Origin of the sequence: Aeoliella sp., assembly GCF_965227375.1 — a bacterium.
Taxonomy (GTDB): Bacteria; Planctomycetota; Planctomycetia; order Pirellulales; family Lacipirellulaceae; genus Aeoliella.
In genome coordinates this window covers 3,123,013-3,142,308 of the sequence record NZ_CBDDFX010000002.1, presented here as the reverse complement: position 1 = coordinate 3,142,308, position 19,296 = coordinate 3,123,013, and the positions used below count along the sequence as shown (strand labels likewise).

The window sequence follows — 19,296 nt, the reverse complement described above, 5'->3', positions numbered from 1 at the left end:
TGACGAAATACCCAAGTACCCAAATACCCAAATAAGAACTGTGACATTCGCTTTGGGTGTTTGGGTATTCCGGATTTGGGTGTTTTACTCCTCGTCCACCACCCGCACCTTCAGTTCGTTGCTGTTGCCCTTGAGTTCCGGTGCGTACATGGCGTACGCCTTGGTGGGTAGGGCGGAGAACTGGCCGGGGATTTCGGCTCGCATGCGGTAGCTCACGCTGTGCGTGCCGCGGGCGAGCTGGCGGACGAACAGGCTCACGCGGTCGTCGCGCAGTTCCATGTACGCGCCCAACTCGTTGCCATTGTAGCCGCTGCGGACCTCGACCGGTTCGAAGCCGGCCGCCTTGAGGTCTTCGAGCAGGATGTACTCGTAGTCGTTCTTGCTCTCGACGGTCAGCTCGATCTCCACCAGGTCGCCGCTATCCACCACGCCCAGGTTGGGGATCTCGGTCCGCTCGTACTTCTCGACCTTCTGCGAGACCGCTTGCCCGCGACCGCCGGCGACGTTTGCTTCGGCATCGACTGGCGTGAGCTTGTAGTACTTGCGGTTGACTTTCAGCTCGAGCCCGGCGGCCTGGATGTCGTCTTCGAGCGAGAAGAGCGACAAGTAGGCGTTGTAGTACAAGCGGCCTTCGCCAACCTTGCGAATCTCGAGGGTATGCCGCCCGGCTTCGATGTCGCCGCCTTCGACGACAAACCGATTGTCGAACGAGAACAACACCTCGGGCGTGATCTCCACGGTTTTCTGCCGTTGCCCGTTGAGCCACACCTCGACGGTCATCGTTGTCTTGCCTTCGCCGGTCGCCTTCAGGTAGTCGGCCATCGCTTCGACCACTAGCGCGGTGTCGCGAGTGCTGTTCCAGTAGGTCGCGTGCTTGCGATTGTTCAGCAGGTACTTCACCAATCCCGAAGCGACGTCGCTTTTGGGATCGGTGGCCACGAGCAACTTCAGGTAGTAAGCGTGCGCTTCGTACTCGCTGCCGTACCAGTACCACCAGAAACCGGCTGGCAGATTCAGGTGCGCGGTTTGGTTTTCGTCGTCCACCACCACGTACTGCGACAGGTTTCGCACCACCATGTTGCGCATGTCGTCGGCGCCAGCGATATTCATGTCGACTTCGTACTGCAGCGCCAGGCCGAGCGTCGCCTGGCAGTAGACAGCCAGCTTCAGGCGGTCCTCGTACAATAGGCCGCGCATCTTGGTCATGGCCGCCTCGGGCACCTCGCCCACCTTGGCACGGCGTGCGTCGGTCAACACCAGGAATACCATCGCGTCGAGGTTGTCGGCGTGCCGCTTGAAGGGCTTGTTCTCGTCACGGCGGTTGCCGTCCTTGTCGACGTTCGCCAGCTTGGCGAGTTCGCCCGCCTGGTAGTTCGCAAGCCACTGAATACCTTTTTCCAGCGTGCCTGGCACCAGGGCGACGTCGTTTTCGCGAGCCACCAACAGCCCGCGAACCACCGTGCAAGTGGTGTGAGCCGAGCTGTACTCGCCGAAGCCGCTGAACCAGCCCCAACCGCCGTCGGACAGCTGCATCTCGGTCAAGCGATTCACGCCCGCTTTGACGACCTTGTCGAGTTCCGCTTCGTCGAACACGGGATTCGCCTTGAAGCGTTGCCATTGCGCGGCCCGCTCCCCGGCGTCGCCCAGTTCTTGCGGGTTGAGGTTCGTTTGCTTCTCCTTGATCGCCTTGAGGTCGACGCCCATCTCGCGGAGCGTCTGTTGCGTGATCACCGCGGGCAGGAATCGGTTGAGCGTTTGCTCAGTGCAGCCGTACGGGTAGTCGATCAGGTAGGGCAGGGCGTCGACCATCGCGCCGGCCAGCGTGGGCGAGAACTGCACTTCGAGCCGCGTGTCGCCCACGCGTCGCTGTTCAGGCACGACGATCTCGAACGCTTGCTTCGCCGAGTCGGCAGCCAGCACTCCGCTATGCGGAATGAGCTTTTCGATGCCGTGCACCTTGACGGGTACTTCCAGCTGCATGGCGTCCGACTCGGTGTCGGTGAGCGCGAGCGCGCGAAGCACCGCGGTGCCTTCGTGCACGGCCTTCAGCCGCCAGTCGACGCGTTGTTCGCCGTTGGGCTCGACTTCGACGACCGTTTCGAGGTCGCCGTCGCTCATGGCCGACAAGTAGTCGCCATCCAGCTCCAAACGGACCTTCACTTGCTTGGCGTCGGGCAGGTAGTTGTGCACGTTGGCCGAGATAACCACCTCGTCGCGCTCGACCAGGAACCGCGGTGTTTGCAGGCGCACGAGCAGGTTCTTTCGCGTCACCGCCGTGGCGGAGCCATCGCCCACGCGGGTGCCGTGGCCCATGCTCCACACGCCGAACTTCCACTTCGAGAGGTTCTCGGGCATCGTGAAGGTAACTTCCGCCAGCCCGCCGGAGTCGGTTTCCACCGAGGCCGCCCAGTAGGCGGTGTCGGCGAACTCTTTGCGGATGGTTGGCATCACCTCGCCAGCGGGTCCACCGCCCGGGCCAGCCTCCTCTTGGTCGACGAAGAGATCTACTTCACCTGCGGGCGCTTCAGCCACTGCAGTGTCCGCCTCCATCGCCATCGCGGGAACCGGAGTCGCGCTAGTCGCTAAACGACTTCCCGCTTTCCTCAAGGCTCCACCCCGACCGCCCCAGGCTGCGCCTTCCATGATGGCGTCTTCGCCAAACACCACGTGACCAAACTGGCCGAGCACTTGCATGGCCACTTGTCCGGGTGGAGTGATGTTGTTGGTGTAGCGATTGAGGTTGTCCTCGGTTTGCGGATGGTGGTGTCGTTTCCAGCCCCAGAACACCTGGCGGATGTCGCCCACGTTCGATCCGCCGGAGATGTACTCCAAGGCCTCGTCGTACACGGTGAGCACCGTATCGCCGACAACCGGCTCGCCGGTCTCGTCGGTTAAGCGAATCTTCACCGTGGCGTCCTGTCCCGGTTGGTACGCGGGGGAAGACGGCGCTACCTCGACGTTCACCACCCGTTTGGCGGGCGGAACGACGATTTGCTTGGCCACCGTGTGGACTTCGCCATTCGAAACGGTTTGCGCTTCGACAAAGAAGTTCGGCATATCGCCTTGCTTGATGTCGATCGGCACGATGGTGCTCTTGCCAGTGAGGCGAATCACCTTGGGCTTGCTGTACACCCCGTTCTCCGGTCGCACGAACAGCAGCACCACTCCATCGCGGCGGTTGGTGTTGATTTGCAGCTCGAGCTTTTCGCCGGGCGCGTAGTGCCGTTGGTTTGGCACCAATTCCAGATTGGCAAAGCGGAAGTCGCTGCCGTCGAAGTCCTGGCCGACGATCGTCAGCAGGTACGCGCCTTCGATGGTCTTCTCGCCGCTGGTCACTTTGTACGACAGTCGATACTGCCCTGGTTCGGAGGCCTTGATCTGCAGTTCCGAAGTGCCTTCGGCGGAGGTTGCCAGTTCCCACGAGCGAACTTCGGTTTCGGTCGGCTTACCCGACCCGTCGTAGGCGATCTTCAGCAGCCGCACCGAGCCGTTGCCTTCGACCGGCTTGCCGTCGGGGCGGCGGGCTTGGAAGCTGGCTCGGATTGTCTCGCCGGTGCGGTAGTAGCCGCGGTCGGTCCAGACATAAACGTCGAATGGCTTGCGTGTGACCAGCACGTTGCCGTTGCCGACGATGGTCCGTCGCGAGCGATCGACCACTTGGGCTTCGACTTTGTACTCGTGGTCCTGGTCGGGGTGCAGTTCCTTGGCCAGCGTCGTGTCGATCTTGATCTTCAGTTGACCTTCGGCGTCGAGCGGCGACTCGCCCTCGGCGACGATCTCCGGCGGCTGCGGGCCTTGCCATCCCCACCAGGGATGCGGCGCCCAGCAGCCCCAGCGACTCCAGCCGGGATACCAGGTATAGTCGTAGCCGAACCACCAGTAACCGCGCCCATACAGCCAGTCCCACGGCCCGACGGGGAACCATTGCTGGTCGCGACTGGTGCGAGTGACTTTGTACTTCACAGTCCCTTCGCGGACCGGCTCGCCAAAGTAATACCGCGCAGCCACCACCGCCTCGAACGAATCGCCCAACTCCAGTGGCTCTTCGGGCGCTTCGACGGTCACTTCGTATTCAAGCTTCTTGTATTCCTCCACGCGGAACGAACCGCCGCCGTAATTCACCAGCTGCAAGCGGTAATGTCCCAGCGTCGCCCCTTCGGGCAGTTCGAGTTCGCCGGCCACGCCGCCGAAGGCGTTGGCGGTGACTTGCTTGTTCTCGATCTTCTCGCCCTTGGGATCGTAGATCTCGAGTTGGAACGTCTTGTGGGCGAACTCCGACTCCATGGGCGAGTCGTACTTGGCGCGTTCCACCCAGATCTTGTACTGCACCTTCTGCCCGGGGCGGTAGACGGGGCGATCGGTCACAGCGAACGCTTGCACGCGGTCGAGATTGCTGCGGCCTCGGTTGTTGCGCCACACGTTGTAGAAGCCCAGGTACGCCAGGCGGCCGTCGGCCGTGGTGGCGGTGGCCAGCCATTGGTAACGCCGCGAGTTGTCGTACTCCAGCGGCACGATGGCCTGGCCATCGGCATCCGTGAGTTCGGCAAACTGCTTGACGTCGACCTGCATCTGGTTTGGCTTGGGACGGTCGTACCTGTAGCCGAAAAACTCGACGTTGGCTTTCTCGATCGGCTTACCGGTCACTGCGTCGGCCACGTAGTGCAGGGTCTGGCCGCCCAAGTTCTTTTTGACGATGGCCGTGTCGGCCACCCACAGCACGATGTTCGTGGTGTTGCCGTCAGCCACCTTGGCCGTGATCAGGTACGCGCCCGCCTTCTGCAGGGGCGTGGTAATCGTGGTGCGGCGGTCGAAATGGGCTTCGCGCGGCTCGAGTTCCACGTTCCACTTGGCAACCTCGTCGCCGACGTACTTCGTTTGCTTCTGGTGGATCAAGCGATAGCCAATCTGCGAGATATCGACCTTCTGCCAATCGAGCTCATTGGGGTTGCTCTTCAGGTAGGCTTTCATGTCCGCCAGCAGTTCTTTGACCTTGATCGCCTGAGCGGTGAACTCGACCGAGTTGCCGTTGCGATAGCGGAACTCAAAGGTGGCTCCCGTGTCTGCGGGCTGTTGCCTGGCGCCCTCGAACTGCCCCCAGGGCTTTTCGATCTGGTTGATCATGTTTTGGGCGTGTTCGCGCGCTTGCTTGTTTTCGGCGTACTCCAGGGCTTCCTGCCAGTACTCGGCCGACTTGGGATACTGCCGGCGGTCGGCAAACAGATGCGCCAACGTCGATGCCGCCAGGTGGCTGCGGTTTTTGACGTTGGTCTCTTTGGCGAGCTCGAGCGCCTGCTTGTAGAGCAGCACGAAGTTATGCTCGTCGGGTAGTTCGAATCGCTGGATGCCGGTGGCAAGCCGGGCGATGGTTTCATTTTCTTTGAGCGTGTGCAGCGCGTAGATGCTGGCCTGCTGGTCCGCGCCGTCGGCCTCGGCCCGCTCTAAGAGTGGCTGGATCATGCCGCCCAAAGTGCCCACGCCGAACTGGCTGCGGAGAAAGCCCGCTCGGTTGAGTAGCTCGGTCCACTTGCGGCTGTCGTCGAGTTCGACCATCCGCGCGAGCGCCCACCGCCATCGCTCGCCATCGTTCGCGGCCGTGTCCCAGCTTTCGGGCAGCTCGTAGTACAGCGGCTGGTTGTCTGCGGTTACCGGAGCGCCTTGCGCTCCGCCGCCGTGATGGCCCCAACCGTCTTCGTAGTCGGGCAGCGTTTCGAGGTCGGTCAGCAATTGCAGTTCCCACGAGCCTTGTCGCTGTCGGCCGCTCATCAGGGTTTGGGCGAGCGCTTCGGCCAATTGAGCTTTCTCATCTCCCGTGGCTCGCTGGTCGGCTTCGGCCAACGTGAGCGCTTTGCGCAGCAGTTGCAGCGAGCGGACGTGATCGCGCTCGGTGGCGTGCACCACCTTTCCGCCGCCGCGATGCTGCCCCCGCTGGAACTCGCCCGAGATCAGGTAGCCGTAGTGCGTGATGCTGTTGTACTGGCTGCCCGCGGTCCACAGCGCACGCCAGTCGTCCGAGTGCGCTCCGACGGTGGCCTCGACTAGAGCGTCGAACTCCGCAAGCCGATTCAGCTGGTTCAGGCACTGCACCGCGCGGGGCAGGTCGTTCTGCACCTCTTTGCCCGGTGTGCTGGAGTCCTTGAGCCGGGCGGAGTAGGCCTCCAAGGCTTCTTTGAAGTTGCCTTCGTCCATGGATTTGTTGGCCTGAGCTTGGGTGGGAAGCGATCCGGCCGGTTGCGCGGCGTACGCGGCAATGGCCAGCAATGCGAGCGAGACAAGCGGCAGCGCGACGCGGCGCCCGGAGCGAAGCAGTGTCATTGGAGAAATTGCCTGTCGGTCGTTGGTGTTCCTGAACGAGTCTCCGCCGCGAGAGTCGCCAGCGAGGGCGGGGCGGCGGAGTGCGCCTTCAACATACGCTACTTCGACGCTGCCGCGAAGGTCTAAGTTCCGATTGCCGCGCTGTTTGCGCTGCGAAACAGGCATGTTGCGAAAAATCAACAGCGGGGTCAGAAATCCTCCTAAAACAGCGATTTTCTCTCCTGGCACACCGCTTGCAAAACAGAGGTGCTGCACCACTTTCCACTCACTCAGGACCTACCACCCGCCCATGTCGCCAGTCACCCGCGGAATTGCCGAAACCACTTCGCCGGTCAACAGCCTGCACCGTCTGCTGGACGGGGTATTGATCGCCTTGGGTATGCTGTGGGCACTCGACTTCACGCCGGGCGTGCCGACCGACGAGCGGCTAGTGCTGCTGGCGGCTGCCGTGTTGGTGTTCCACGTGGTGGCCGAGTTGAGCGGGCTGTACCGCAGTTGGCGGGGCACGCGGATGCGGGGCGAATTGGCCTGTATTGCCCTGACCTGGGCCTACGCGGTGCCGGTGCTGCTGGGCGTTGGCCTGGCGACCAAGTACAACGCCACGCTGAACTACGAAACCAAGCTCGGCTGGATCGTTTTCACGCCGGTCGCGCTGATGGCGGGCCGCATGGTGCTGCGTACCTTGCAGCAATTCCTGCGGTTGCGAGGCTTCAACACCAAGACCGTGGCGATCTGCGGCGTCAACGAACTGGGTCTGCAACTGGCCCGCAACCTGGCCGGTTCGCCAGAACTCGGGCTGCGAGTGCACGGCTTCTTCGACGATCGCCCGCAGTCGCGGACCAGCGATATCCCGGCCGAACTGGGCAAGCATGCTGGCACGCTCGACGAGTTGGTGATCGCCGCCAAGCGTGGCTCGGTCGACATGGTTTACATCACGTTCCCCATGCGTGCCGAAAGGCGAATTCAAGAAGTGCTGAAAGAACTGGGCGACACCACGGCCAGTGTGTACATCGTGCCCGACTTCTTCGTGTTCGAGCTGCTGCACGCTCGCTGGACCAACATCAACGGTCTGCCGGCCGTGAGCGTGTTCGAAAACCCACTGTACGGCGTCGATGGCCTGCTGAAGCGAGTGTTCGACTTCACCGTGGGTGCTGCCATCTTGGCGTGTGCCGCGCTGCCAATGCTGGCCATCGCCCTGGCGGTAAAACTCTCCTCGGCTGGTCCCGTGTTCTTCCGCCAGAAGCGGTACGGCATGAACGGCCAGGAGATCCTGGTGTGGAAGTTCCGTAGCATGACTTGCTGCGAGAACGGAGACAAAGTTGCCCAGGCTACCAAGAATGACCAACGCATCACCCGCGTGGGAGCGATCCTCCGCCGCACCTCGCTGGACGAACTGCCGCAGTTGTTCAACGTGCTGGAAGGCTCGATGTCGCTGGTCGGCCCCCGCCCCCACGCCACCGCCCACAACGAGCAATACCGCTCACTGATCGAGGGCTACATGCTCCGCCACAAAGTGAAGCCGGGCATTACGGGCCTGGCGCAAGTGATGGGCTTCCGCGGCGAGACCGAAACGCTCGACAAGATGCAGGGCCGCGTACGGTACGACCATCAGTACATCCGCGAGTGGTCGCTGTGGATGGACCTGAAGATCCTGCTGCGGACCTTCAGCGTCGTGCTGGGGCAGAAGGGTGCGTATTGATAGGCAAAATACCTCCCAATAACGCCGAACTTCTGTGGAGTCGCCGTTGTCTTTAGCTTCTGCTTGCTGGTGGGTTTAGTCAGCGATAGGATGTTGGTAGGAACTCTGGAGTGGAGCTAGCAGTTGTAGAGCGGTCACTGAGTCGTAGATCACTTGTTATGCCGCCAACTCAGGTTGTTCGTGTCGCCCCAATGGTCCATACACCATGCAGCTGACACCCGCGCAAATGGGAATGTCGCTACTGCTCTACGGTTCGCTTCCCATGATGCCTTATGACTCGCGCGCCGAAGGGATCGCCCGCGGGCGACAACATCTGATTCTCACGACACGCCAGGACTTTGGATACAACCCGCTTGCGTGGCACGACTACCTCGTGGAGACGAATGCTGGTGGATACAAATGGGGCAACGGACATCGCAGCTACGCAAAGGCGATCGAATCGGTCTTGGCAGATCACGACTGGCAACAAGCCGTTGCAGTGGCGGAGTCCGAATCTCTCCTGGAAGAACTGACTGAACGAGATGCGAGGCGACGCCACGAGGCCCAGCAGGCCGACCTCTACTGGTCGGGCAAATCTCGGCGTTGTCCCAAGTGCAACACGGAATTCAAATCGGTTCAAGATCGCGGTCAGTGTACGAAGTGTGCGCATGTCTTCTACGCAAGCCACGTCGGCAGTGCAAAGTGATTCGGTAGACATGGACAAAGTCGATTGGCCGCGCGAGAAGAATTGGAAGCATGTTTACACTAGGTCCAACAAACTGCACCGGGCGAAACAACTCGGCTTCGAATACCCACGCGTGAGTGATTCTAGAATGGTCGACCGCGAATCGATCAAGATTCTGTTCGTTTGCTCGATGAACCAGTGGCGTAGCCCGACAGCGGAGAAGATATACGCTGAGAAACCGCTCGTACTCACCCGGTCCTGTGGTACTAGCAAGAACGCTCGGCAAACGGTCACGGCGGATCACTTGAGGTGGGCTGACCTTGTGCTGGTGATGGAGCAGAAACACAGGCAGCGGCTCTTGGCCGAGTTCCCGGGCGAAATGCGTTTCAAACAACTGCACGTTCTGGAGATCCCCGACAACTACAGATTCATGGACGCAGAACTTATCGATGAAATTACAACGGCGGTTGATCCTATCCTTACGCAGAACGCGTGATGGCGCGTTGCCGAGTTCACTTCCGCCTGACATCCAGTAACGCGGCCACGAATCAGGGCCGATTTCGGCACGATGAATGTCGAATAGCAGGAATTTGCTCCACTCGACATGCTGGTTCTGTTACAATCTGCCCAAGCTTGTAAGCCACAATCTCTGGGAGATGTTCGTATGCACCAGCGTGCTTTTTTTGCGGCCGCGACCTTCTGCTTGCTCTATCCAGCTTTTGCCTGTGCCGAGACCGAGTGGCCGCAATTCCGCGGGCCCGACGGGCAGGGCAACGTCGAGCAGGATGCACCGCTCGAGTGGAGCGAGGACTCCGGCGTGGTCTGGAAGACGGCCATCCCGGGCCGTGGCTGGTCGTCGCCGGTGGTCGAGGGCGATCGCATCTGGATGACATCGGCCATCGAACGCGCCGCGGATCCAGAGGACCTGAAAGAACGCACCAAGGGCAGCCCCACGGCCAACGCCATGGCCTTGGCGGCCGAAGTGTCGCTCCGCGTGGTGTGCGTTGATCGCAAGACGGGCGAGGTGCTGCACGACGAGGAAGTGCTGCACGTCGAAAAGCCCGATCCCATTCACTCGCTCAATAGCTACGCCTCGCCCACGCCGGTGGTCGAAGACGGCCGCCTGTATTGCCACTTCGGCTGCTACGGCACGGTGTGCCTCGACACGTCGGACCTGTCGAAAATTTGGGAGCGAGAGTTTCCCAACGATCACTTCGTCGGTCCGGGCAGTTCGCCGGTGTTGTGCGACGACCTGCTGGTGCTCACTTGCGACGGTGGCTACAAGCAGTACGTCGTGGCGGTGAACAAGGAAACCGGCAAAACCGTGTGGAAGAAAGACCGCCCGCCAATCCGGGCGACGAATCCCGACTTCCGGAAGTCGTACTGCACTCCCTTGGTGATTGAAGAGAATGGCGAGAAGCAGATCGTCATCCCTGGCGCGCAGTGGATCATCGCCTACGCGCCCGAAGACGGCCGCGCGATTTGGACCTTCGATCACGGTGCGGGATTCTCACTGGTCCCGCGCCCGGTGGTCGACGACACGCACATCTACTGCTGCACTGGCTTTATCAAAGCGAACCTGTTGGCCATCCGTCGCGGTGGCAGTGGCGACGTGACCAAGTCGCACATCGAGTGGTACCACGGCAAGCAGGTTCCCACGCAGCCTTCGCCCATTCTGTACGACGGCCGGCTGTTCATCGTCAGCGACAACGGCATCGGCCAGTGCCTCGACGCCGAGACGGGCGAAGTGATCTGGAAGAAACGCCTGGCGGGCAACTACTCCGCGTCGCCGCTGCTGGTAGGCGACCGGGTGTACTTCTTCAGCCGCGAAGGAACCGCCACGGTGGTCGACGCCAATAGCCCCAAGGGCGACGTGGTAGCCACCAGTGAACTCGACGGCGGCTACATGGCCACGCCTGCAGTGGTCGACGGTCAACTGATCGTCCGCACCGAAACGCACCTGTACGCCATCGGCGAGTGAGCTTCGCCAACAGAGCCGTAGCTACACCAACAGCCGTAGCTGGATTCGCAAGAATTCAGACCTGCTCGGCATCGGCGCGCGGCGATTGGTAGGGCTCTGAATTCTTGCGAATCCAGCTACCGAAGCGCGAGTGAGCCTTACTTGAATACCGCGGGATTCGCTTCGGCGAAGTCCGCCGCGGTGAAGCCGTTGTTGAGCTTCACGTCGGTGTAGATGTACATCTCTTCGAGCTCAGGATTGCCCGCTTTGTCCTTGTCCCAACTGTAGGCCTCGAACCGGACGGGAATCTTCAGCTCCTTGTCGATGTAGACGCGAGCAAGGTGGAACTTGAACTCGCGACGGGGCACCGGGTGAATGATCTCGAGCATCACGGCGGGCCGCTTGCCCATCGTGGCGTTGGCGTGCGTCTTCACTTCGCACTCGCCGTACTTCATGTCGCTTTCGGCGATCTCGATCAGCTTGTCAGTCAGGTTCTTGACGCCAGCCATGGTGATCGGGTGACGATTGCCGTCCATCGCCATGCTGCCCTCGGGGTCGAGCGTCATGACACCCACGCGTGACCGCCAGCCATGGCCGCGAGCACGCATCTTGCCGCCGTTCTGGCCTTCGATGTACAGCACCTCTTGGCCTTGATTGGGCTTCTTGAAAATCAGGTGAACGCTGAGCGGTTCGTTCCGCACCCGCATCGCCATGCAGTTGTAATCTTGCAGTTCGCCATCGATCCGCTCGCGCTTCCAGAACGTGCAGCTATAGTCGCTCACGTTGGCGGCGATGTGCGCCTGCACGCGTTCCGCCAGCCGCTTGCACGGCGCCAGCGGGTGTTCGTTCTCATGCTGAGTGAGATCGAAGAAGTCGACCTCTTTGACCGCACGCGCCGAAACTGGCTTGGCGGGGGTCTCATGCGCCACGCGGTAAACCGGCGCCTCGAGGTTATTGCCACGCTCCTGCTGAGCATTGGCTGCGGATGCAACGGTAAGCATGGCCACGCAGGTGGCCAGTCGGCAGGTGGTGGTCGAAACCTTCATAATCGAAACTCCCTTCGCTGTGGGTCGGCCAGTCGGCCCTGGGCGAGGCAACACGTCCAGGGGGCCCTCTATCGCAGCCTTGCTGGATCGTGTCGATACCAATTATTCTCAAGCGTGGCGGTGATGCAAAGCAAACGTTGCGCCAACACGGCCAGCGCACCTTTGATTGCGGGATGCAACGACCGCTCAACTTATTAGCTGGTAACTACTTGTAGCCGTTCAAGCCAGGCCCAGTAGGATGACCGCGATGCAATGGCTTTGGAAGATTTGCCAAAGCTTGTAACGCTTGCATCCTCCCTGGAAAGCCTAGCTCACGTCCGTCCATGGTAGTTCCTGCTTGCCTGAACCGAAAGGGAGACGCAAAACGTGAGTTCTTCGCAACCCCCCAACATTACCACCGTGTTGTCTCTGCCGTTCGGCGAGAATACCTATATTCTCGGCATTTCAGGCCGCTCGGATTGCGTCGTAGTCGATCCTGGGTTCGAACCCGACAAGATTTTTTCCGAGTTGGACAGTCAGCAGCTCACTCCCGCGGCGATTCTCAACACCCACGGGCACAGCGACCACATTGCGGGCAACGAGGCCATGAAGTCCCGTTGGCCCGACTGTCCGCTGGTGATCGGCCATGGCGACGCGGGTAAGCTCACCGATCCGATGGGCAACCTGTCGGCCATGTTCGGCCAGCAACTCATCAGTCCCACGGCCGACGCGACGCTAGCAGAGGGCGACGTGTACGAAGCCGCTGGCATGCAGTTCCGCGTGCTCGAAACGCCCGGCCACTCGTCGGGCCACATCGTGTTTGTGTTGGAAGACCAGGAACCGAACATCCTGATCGGCGGCGACATGCTGTTCCGCCAGGGCATTGGTCGCACCGACTTTCCCGATGGCGACATGAACGCGATGGTCCGTTCGATTCGCGAGAAGCTCTACACGCTGCCCGACTCCACAGTGGTCTATCCCGGGCATGGCCCAGAGACGACCATCGGCTTCGAGAAGAAGAACAACCCCTTTGTGCCAGGCGAGTGAACCGACCTACATGCCAGGCGCCAAGGTCGCGCGTTCGATGTGACTGTCCGAGCCATCGTCGTCCGGCGGCTCGTCCACCACTTCGGGCTGTGTTTGCTTGGCTTTGGCCGACGCTTTGTGTACGGGCAGTTCCATCAAGAACTTGCTTCCCTTGCCGGGCTCGCTCTCGACGCGGATCGTGCCGCCGTGCTCCTGCATGATCTTCTGACTCACCGGCAGGCCGAGCCCGGTGCCGCGGCTTCCTTTGCCGCTGACGAACACGGTGAAGATGTTCTCAATCTCCTTGGCCTCGATGCCCACGCCGGTGTCTTCGATTTCGACAGTGGCCAACTTGCCTTTGTCGCCCAAGTGCGTGGTCACGTGCACTTCGCGGCGATCGCAGTCCTCGCAGGCGTCGATGGCGTTTGTGACCACGTTCAGCACCGCGCGGTGGATGGCTTCGGGGTCGAACATCGAGGTCGGGAAGTTCTTCGCCGGATCGAACGTCACCTTCACGCCCAGCTCTTCGGCGCGGGCTTGCATCAGCTCGACCACGTCGGCGACCACCTCGTTCAGCTCCGAAGGCACCGGTTCCGGTTCGCGCTCCTTGCTGAACGTCAGCATGTCCATTACCAAGCCGGAGATGCGTTGCTGATTGCGCTCGACAATCTTCCAACCCTTCTGCATGGTGTCCATCGCGCGGGCCATGTTTTCCGGGTCTTGCTCGCCGGCCTCTAAAGCCTTGGCCTGATCCTGCATGGCCAACTCGATCAAGTAGCTACCGCCACGCACGCCCTGCAAGATGTTCTTGATGTGGTGCGACAGCGAGGCGATCGTCTGCCCCACCGCGGCCAGGCGTTCCGCCTGCACCATCGCTTTGTAGTAGCCGGTGTCTTCCACGGCCAAAGCCGCCTGGTGGGCGATGGCCACCATCAGCTTCAAGTGCTCCTGCGTGAACTTCGTGGTAGTCCGCTCCTGCAGCATCCGTTGCGGAGTAAGCGACGTGTCGATGTAGATCACGCCGACCACGTCGTAGCGTCCTTGCATCGGCACGCAAATCGCTTCCCGCACGCCCAGCTTCACGATGCTTTGAGCGGGGTCCCAACGCTGATCGTCGCGAGCGTTGCTGGTCAGCACGCCTTCGTTGCGTTCGACCACGTAGTCGAGGATCGTCTTGCTGATGGTGATTTTGTCTTCGGTCTGCACGCCACGCCGATGGCGACGCACGCGCGGCGCGAGGTGCGCGCTGTGTTCGTCCTTGAGCATGATGCAGCCACGGTCGGCGTCGACCCACTCGAAGATCATCTCCATGATCCGCGCCAAGAGCTCGTCGATGTCCAGCGTGTGACTCACCGCCAGCGCCGTGCGATACATGATCTGCAGGTTGCTTCGCGCCCTGGCGAGCCATGGACTGGCTTTGTCGTCGCTCGGGGCGGAGAGCAAGTCGCTCGAGTCGCTCTGAGTCACTGCATGCAGGATGCGCGACTCGTCTTCCTTCGCTCCCGCGGCGACGATGTTGATCTCTTCCGACAGGTCGGGCTGCTCCTGCGGAGTGCCGGTGTACAGCACCATGGTGCGGCCCAACTGGATCTGGTCGCCGCTCGCCAGCACGTGATCCTGCACCCGCCGGCCGTTGATAAAGCTGCCGTTCGAGCTGTTGCGGTCGCGGAACCGGTAGGTGTCGCCTTCTTTTTCCAGCACCGCATGCATGCGGGACACTTCGGTGTCGTGCAGCTGGATGGCGTTGTCGCCTACCCGGCCGATCGATACGACGGGTCCCTCGAGGTCGAAACGCGATCCTTGATCGCGGCCTTGGATAACAAACAGACTCGGCACGATAACCGTGGGGTGACGAGAATTGTGGGCGTAACTCCTGCAAGCACCGCCCGACTCGTCCGCACCCTTACGCAGCCGCGGCCCGGCGTTGCTGTAAAACGCTCTCAATTCTACGGATCAGCTGCCCGTAGTGGTAGGGTTTTGCTAGCAGCTCAGAGGGGTCAAAAGCAATTTCTGCCCCTGTGATTTTGCCGAGAAGAACGATTGGGGTATTGGTGCGGCGCGCCGCGGCGGTCAATTCTCGCAGGGCCTGCCGCTCGCAAGTCGAATCGCTGTCGGCATCCAGCACAATCAACTGCGGACGAAGCTGCTCGGCCAGCGAAACCGCTTCGGCCGCCCGCGAGGCTTCAATGGATGAAGTACCATTCCGCGCCAGAAGTGCACTGAGCACTTCACGCGATTCAGCGGACTGGTCGACAATCAACACTCGGTCGGAATGCATAGCGAAATACCGAAAATACCGTCTGCCGGGCGAGGGTCGCACCAGGCGATCGACGTGAAACTCTGAAGTTGTTCGGGTTTGGCAAGCGGTTTGCCGGGCGGGGCACGAAGCATAGTAACCCCCCGCAAGTCTGTCAAAAGCGAATTTCAAGCAGTTCACAGCGATTTTCGATTTCTCCTCCTGCTAGCTGATGGGGACGACGGACCCTAGCCGGAGAGCTACGCCCCGCCGGAACCAAGTTTCATTACCCAGGAGAGTTCTGGACCACGAGTTTTGGGCCAACCTTCCGGGGATCTTCATTCGTTGGCCCAAAACCCCAAGCGTTTTGGTCCGGTGTAACTTCAAAAACCCCTTGTTTTCTAGAGTTGTTTCGCTTCCCGGTGGCCCATAACCCACCACGTTGTTCCCCGCATGTCTCACAGTTGGCCCAAAACCCCGATAGTGGCCGATCGCTCCGCGATCGAGCGAGCGTCACGACGATGCTTCTTTCCGACGAGGCGTAGCTCGTCGGCTATTGGCTCACTCACTTCCTCACTTCCTCACTTCCTCACCTACTCACCTACCTATACACAAAGCCACGCACACCCATTAGATCAATCCAGTGTCCAATAACAACCAGCTTGCCTAGCCTCCCTCAAGATTCTTGCGTGGCCGACGAATCGGAGCATTAGAGCGCACTGCAGATAGGACCGAAAGAAATGGACCAACACCAAATCAATGAGCGGGAGTGGGGCGACGCGGCCAATTGGCGGTTCGGGGTGTATCGTGCGCCGTTGGATAGCCGAGTGTGGGTGCCCAAGCCGCGCAAGTGGATGGGGTGGACGCTAAACTTCGCCCACCTGGCCGCCTACCTATGGCTCGGGCTGCTGTTACTCCCAGCGCTTCTGGTGGTGGGGATCAGCATGTTTGTGGTGCGGTGATGATAGGTTTTCGTAGCGTCGCCATCGACGAGTCTGCATGGCGTTCAGACCGCTTACTCAAACACCGCCACTTCCGCCGCGATGCCTGGCCCGAAGCCGATGGCGACGCAGGGGCCGGGTGCCTGGCTGGCGCGCATCCGCTCAAGGATGAATAGAATCGTAGGGCTCGACATGTTGCCGTGCGTTTCCAGTACCTCGCGCGAGGTGCTCGTTGCCGACGAACTAAGTCCCAGTGCGTTTTCGACGGCCGTCACGATTCTCGGCCCGCCCGGGTGAACGGCCCAGCTACCTACCTGGTCGAGCGAGTGGCCTTGCCGTTGCAGCCAGGTGGTGAGCCAGCCAGAGAGTTCGTTCTCGATCACGCCGGGCAGTTCGGACGACAGGGTCATCTCAAATCCGTTGTCCCGCACTCGCCACGACATCAGGTTTTGCGAGTCGGCAAAGATCCGCGAGCCGGTGGCCGTCAGTCGCCACGCGCAGGAGTCCGCGTTGTCAGCATCCGCTGGGCCGGGCACGCCGACCACAGCAGCGGAGCCGTCGCCGAAGATGGCGTTGCTGACAAACTGTTCCGGCTTCCAGCCGTAGGCGTAGTGCAGGCTGCATAGTTCGGTGGCGACGAGCAACACGGTGGCATTCTTATTGCCAGCGACGAGTCCCTGAGCGACGCGCAGGCCATTGATCGCTGCGTGGCATCCCATGAAGCCCACATGCACTCGTTGCACTTCCAGCGGCAGCCCAAGCGATTCGATAAGCTGGATGTCCACGCCGGGCGCCTCGAATCCTGTGCACGACACGGTGACCAGATGCGTAACGCGGCCCGGATCGATGTCCGCGTCTTCGAGTGCACCCCTGCCAGCTTGGATGGCCAGCGGCGCCGCATGCTGCTCGTACAAGTCCATCCGCTCGGCCAGCGTCGGGCCACTTGGTTGATCTTCCCAGTCATAGGCTCGCGAGTGCGGTACGCAGGTGTTCCGCTGGGTGACGCCGGTGCGACGAATCAGGTGATCGGCAATCTTGGCTTGCTTGGGCGTCTCGCAACAGAGCCGCTGCAGCATCTCTACGGCGTTGTCCTGGCTGAGAACGTGGTCGGGGCTAGCAGTGCTAAGGCCGACGATTTGCATAGACATAGGTGGGACTCCCGGCCGCTGATGTGCCCGATCGATCGGGAAAGCGGATAAATGTACATGGAAGTCTGATTATAGGCCTCGCAGCGCGTACCGGGTACCAAGAAAGTTATGAACTACTGGCAACGCTTGAAGCGTGGCGCGGATCTACGGTGCTTTCCGAGATTGGCTAGCCGACATCTTCGAAGCCACCATGGCGCTCACCAGGCCGGCGATCACCACTGCCATGTAAACTTGCCCCGTTACGGCTTCGAGCCACGAGAGTGTTCGTGCTACGTTCGAAGTGGGGGTCAAGTCGCCGTAGCCCACGGTGCTTAGTGTTACGTAGCTATAGTACATAAACGTGCTTCGAATCTCGTGGTCGTCGACCATTTGCTCGCGGACGACGTCGCTTAGCTCAAAGGAATTCGCGTCTACAGTGAAGACCACCACGTAGGCCATGCCCCACGCGACCCCGATTAACAAGTACCCACAGATGGCGCCAAAGATGGTGTCCAAGGACTGCTCTCCGCTCATAATCGCGGCGACAATCATGCCGACCGCAATGAGGAAGAAAATGGCGGCCACCGCATGCCCGAGCGACAGACTAACAATTTGGTGGGCGTCCGGCATCAGGTAACCACCCAACGTCAACGCGGTGACCGGCAGGCACAACGCGACGGCGATAGTGCGCCACGCTTTGTGCCGCACCAATCCGAGGGCCAGCACTGCCATGACGACTACCAACAGGATGTCGAACAGTGGCTGGATGATCACAATGGAAGCAGAGAGGGGCTCGACGACCAACAGCACCAACAATGCTGCAAGCAACAGCAGGAACCGCCAACGACCGGGAGCAAGGAATTGGGATTGCATGATCGGCACTAACCGTGGGTGTCGTCGCAAACAATCTTTAAGCACCAGCGACTTCTACTAGACGGACACTCCAAACGACCCACCTACTCCGGAATCTCGCCCGCATCGTCCACGACAACCGCCACCAGATCGGCCAAGCCGCGCAGGCTTGCGCGTTGCACCTCGGCGGCCGAGATGGTGCCGCCGTGGCCGTCGGGCAGGTCTCGCGTGGCGGTGGTGTTTTCTACCACGCTCACCGCGTAGCCACGATCGAACCCGCCGCGGGCGGTCGAGCTGACGCACATGTGGCTCATGAACCCTGCCAGGATCAGGTTCTTGCAACCGACGGCCTGTAGCTGCTCGTCGAGATCGGTCGCCGAAAACGAATCGGGAAAGTGCTTCACGATCACCGCCTCGGACTCCTGCGGCGCGACCACGTCGGCGATCTGGCCATTCGAGGCCGTAAGATCGTAAGGCGAGCCCACGCCCGCGTCGTGCTGGATGTGGAAGACCGGAATCTTGGCCTCCCGCGCCCGCTCTAGCAGTGCCTTGGCGTTCTCGAGCGCCGAATCGACTCCCACCAGTTGCATGATCCCTTCGCGGTACGTGTTCTGGCAGTCGATCATGATCAAGGCCGACTCGCTCAACTTGGCAGGAGTATCGCTGAGGCCGGCGATTTCGCGGATGGTGGGCATGGTGGTTACCTTCGTTGGACGCGGTGAGTTGCACGTTCGACGTAGTGTAACAGACTGCCTGCTGTGAGCCACCCGGCGGCCCTTGGCCCGCTCGCACGGGCCAAGGGCGTCGCCGTCGCTTGGGCGATCACTCGACAACCAGGTCGCTGGTCAACTCCACCGGGTTGGCCATGTTGTAGTAGTTGGGGCTGGTTCGCTGCACGACCTCGTGCAGTTTTTCGAACTGCTCCTGTGTGCCGTCGCCGGCCACTCGCACTGTGTAGTGCAGTCGCTCGTACCCGCGAGCGACGCTCGCGTCGATGTCCAGGAATCCTCGCAGGTCGATGTCGCCGGTGATCTGTAGTTCGAGTTTGCTGAGCTCGATCCCCATCACAGCGGCCACCGTGGCGTAGCCGACCATCATGCAGGCGTTGGTGGCGGCCAGCAGGTACTCCTGCGGATTGGCGTACTGGTTGGTGCCGCACAACTCGCATGGCTCGTCGATCTCGATCTGAAATCTCCGATCCACCCGCTGGCCACCGATATCGACTCCGTCGACGAAGTGGTCGGTGCGGGTACCGCCTTGCCAGCGGCTGGTCACCGTCCAACGAGTTTGCCCGGCCTGAGGTTGCGCCTCGATGTCGGCAATCGTTTGCTTCAGCGCAGCGACATCGATGCCATTGACTTGTGCGGTTGCGGTTTGCGTAGTCATCACTCAACTCCTTGTTCGAAGGTAACGCCGCTTGAGCGGCTTGCGGTAACAGTCGCAAGCAAGTATCG

The 19,296-nt window shown here is 61.0% G+C and carries 14 protein-coding genes; 6 read left to right on the top strand and 8 right to left on the bottom strand.

Annotated features, from left to right (window positions below):
* Nucleotides 1-84: 84 nt before the first annotated feature.
* A complete protein-coding gene (locus ACQK2L_RS25430) occupies nucleotides 85-6,312 on the bottom strand; it encodes an alpha-2-macroglobulin family protein (protein ID WP_425399856.1) in 6,228 nt (2,075 codons plus the stop codon).
* Between the two features lie 289 nt (nucleotides 6,313-6,601).
* On the opposite strand from ACQK2L_RS25430, the gene ACQK2L_RS25425 reads away from it, so the two are divergent.
* From ACQK2L_RS25425 to ACQK2L_RS25410, 4 genes are all read left to right on the top strand, one after another.
* Nucleotides 6,602-8,011: an undecaprenyl-phosphate glucose phosphotransferase gene (locus ACQK2L_RS25425; RefSeq protein ID WP_425399855.1), complete on the top strand. Its 1,410-nt coding sequence runs from the start codon at nucleotides 6,602-6,604 to the stop codon at nucleotides 8,009-8,011.
* A gap of 205 nt (nucleotides 8,012-8,216) precedes the next feature.
* Nucleotides 8,217-8,696, top strand: a complete 480-nt coding sequence (locus tag ACQK2L_RS25420; protein ID WP_425399854.1) for a hypothetical protein — start codon at nucleotides 8,217-8,219, stop codon at nucleotides 8,694-8,696.
* Nucleotides 8,659-9,171 carry a low molecular weight protein tyrosine phosphatase family protein gene (locus ACQK2L_RS25415; RefSeq protein ID WP_425399853.1) on the top strand — a complete coding sequence of 171 codons (513 nt, stop codon included), beginning with the start codon at nucleotides 8,659-8,661 and terminating at the stop codon, nucleotides 9,169-9,171. Before ACQK2L_RS25420 ends, ACQK2L_RS25415 begins: the two co-directional genes overlap by 38 nt.
* Before the next feature lie 168 nt (nucleotides 9,172-9,339).
* The gene (locus tag ACQK2L_RS25410) at nucleotides 9,340-10,656 is read left to right on the top strand and encodes a PQQ-binding-like beta-propeller repeat protein (protein WP_425399852.1); all 1,317 of its coding nucleotides are present in this window, start codon (nucleotides 9,340-9,342) and stop codon (nucleotides 10,654-10,656) included.
* A 137-nt stretch (nucleotides 10,657-10,793) separates the two neighbouring features.
* Here the strand turns inward: ACQK2L_RS25410 and ACQK2L_RS25405 are convergent, their stop codons facing one another.
* On the bottom strand, nucleotides 10,794-11,681 hold the full coding sequence (locus ACQK2L_RS25405; protein ID WP_425399851.1) for a DUF1571 domain-containing protein: 888 nt from the start codon (nucleotides 11,679-11,681) through the stop codon (nucleotides 10,794-10,796).
* Between the two features lie 366 nt (nucleotides 11,682-12,047).
* Here ACQK2L_RS25405 and ACQK2L_RS25400 point away from each other — a divergent pair, with 366 nt between their 5' ends.
* Nucleotides 12,048-12,707: an MBL fold metallo-hydrolase gene (locus ACQK2L_RS25400; protein ID WP_425399850.1), complete on the top strand. Its 660-nt coding sequence runs from the start codon at nucleotides 12,048-12,050 to the stop codon at nucleotides 12,705-12,707.
* Nucleotides 12,708-12,713: 6 nt separating this feature from the next.
* On the opposite strand, the gene ACQK2L_RS25395 is transcribed toward ACQK2L_RS25400, so the two are convergent.
* A complete protein-coding gene (locus ACQK2L_RS25395) occupies nucleotides 12,714-14,522 on the bottom strand; it encodes an ATP-binding protein (RefSeq protein WP_425399849.1) in 1,809 nt (602 codons plus the stop codon).
* Nucleotides 14,523-14,589: 67 nt separating this feature from the next.
* Nucleotides 14,590-14,949 (bottom strand): response regulator, encoded by a 360-nt coding sequence (locus ACQK2L_RS25390; protein WP_425399848.1) that lies wholly within the window; start codon nucleotides 14,947-14,949, stop codon nucleotides 14,590-14,592.
* A gap of 713 nt (nucleotides 14,950-15,662) precedes the next feature.
* Here ACQK2L_RS25390 and ACQK2L_RS25385 point away from each other — a divergent pair.
* The gene (locus tag ACQK2L_RS25385; RefSeq protein WP_425399847.1) at nucleotides 15,663-15,884 is read left to right on the top strand and encodes a DUF5808 domain-containing protein; all 222 of its coding nucleotides are present in this window, start codon (nucleotides 15,663-15,665) and stop codon (nucleotides 15,882-15,884) included.
* A gap of 53 nt (nucleotides 15,885-15,937) precedes the next feature.
* On the opposite strand, the gene ACQK2L_RS25380 is transcribed toward ACQK2L_RS25385, so the two are convergent.
* From ACQK2L_RS25380 to ACQK2L_RS25365, 4 genes are all read right to left on the bottom strand, one after another.
* A complete protein-coding gene (locus ACQK2L_RS25380) occupies nucleotides 15,938-17,011 on the bottom strand; it encodes a type III polyketide synthase (RefSeq protein ID WP_425399846.1) in 1,074 nt (357 codons plus the stop codon).
* Nucleotides 17,012-17,155: 144 nt separating this feature from the next.
* The gene (locus ACQK2L_RS25375; protein ID WP_425399845.1) at nucleotides 17,156-17,863 is read right to left on the bottom strand and encodes a potassium channel family protein; all 708 of its coding nucleotides are present in this window, start codon (nucleotides 17,861-17,863) and stop codon (nucleotides 17,156-17,158) included.
* A gap of 83 nt (nucleotides 17,864-17,946) precedes the next feature.
* A complete protein-coding gene (locus tag ACQK2L_RS25370) occupies nucleotides 17,947-18,537 on the bottom strand; it encodes a cysteine hydrolase family protein (RefSeq protein WP_425399844.1) in 591 nt (196 codons plus the stop codon).
* 127 nt (nucleotides 18,538-18,664) lie between these two features.
* A complete protein-coding gene (locus ACQK2L_RS25365; RefSeq protein WP_425399843.1) occupies nucleotides 18,665-19,228 on the bottom strand; it encodes an OsmC family protein in 564 nt (187 codons plus the stop codon).
* Nucleotides 19,229-19,296 lie beyond the last annotated feature (68 nt).

Bases quoted from the DNA above. Each gene is read 5' to 3' on its own strand.
- ACQK2L_RS25430 (WP_425399856.1), bottom strand. From the start codon at position 6,312: ATGACACTGCTTCGCTCCGGGCGCCGCGTCGCGCTGCCGCTTGTCTCG.
- ACQK2L_RS25425 (WP_425399855.1), top strand. From the start codon at position 6,602: ATGTCGCCAGTCACCCGCGGAATTGCCGAAACCACTTCGCCGGTCAAC.
- ACQK2L_RS25420 (WP_425399854.1), top strand. From the start codon at position 8,217: ATGCAGCTGACACCCGCGCAAATGGGAATGTCGCTACTGCTCTACGGT.
- ACQK2L_RS25415 (WP_425399853.1), top strand. From the start codon at position 8,659: ATGTCTTCTACGCAAGCCACGTCGGCAGTGCAAAGTGATTCGGTAGAC.
- ACQK2L_RS25410 (WP_425399852.1), top strand. From the start codon at position 9,340: ATGCACCAGCGTGCTTTTTTTGCGGCCGCGACCTTCTGCTTGCTCTAT.
- ACQK2L_RS25405 (WP_425399851.1), bottom strand. From the start codon at position 11,681: ATGAAGGTTTCGACCACCACCTGCCGACTGGCCACCTGCGTGGCCATG.
- ACQK2L_RS25385 (WP_425399847.1), top strand. From the start codon at position 15,663: ATGGACCAACACCAAATCAATGAGCGGGAGTGGGGCGACGCGGCCAAT.
- ACQK2L_RS25380 (WP_425399846.1), bottom strand. From the start codon at position 17,011: ATGTCTATGCAAATCGTCGGCCTTAGCACTGCTAGCCCCGACCACGTT.
- ACQK2L_RS25375 (WP_425399845.1), bottom strand. From the start codon at position 17,863: ATGCAATCCCAATTCCTTGCTCCCGGTCGTTGGCGGTTCCTGCTGTTG.
- ACQK2L_RS25370 (WP_425399844.1), bottom strand. From the start codon at position 18,537: ATGCCCACCATCCGCGAAATCGCCGGCCTCAGCGATACTCCTGCCAAG.
- ACQK2L_RS25365 (WP_425399843.1), bottom strand. From the start codon at position 19,228: ATGACTACGCAAACCGCAACCGCACAAGTCAATGGCATCGATGTCGCT.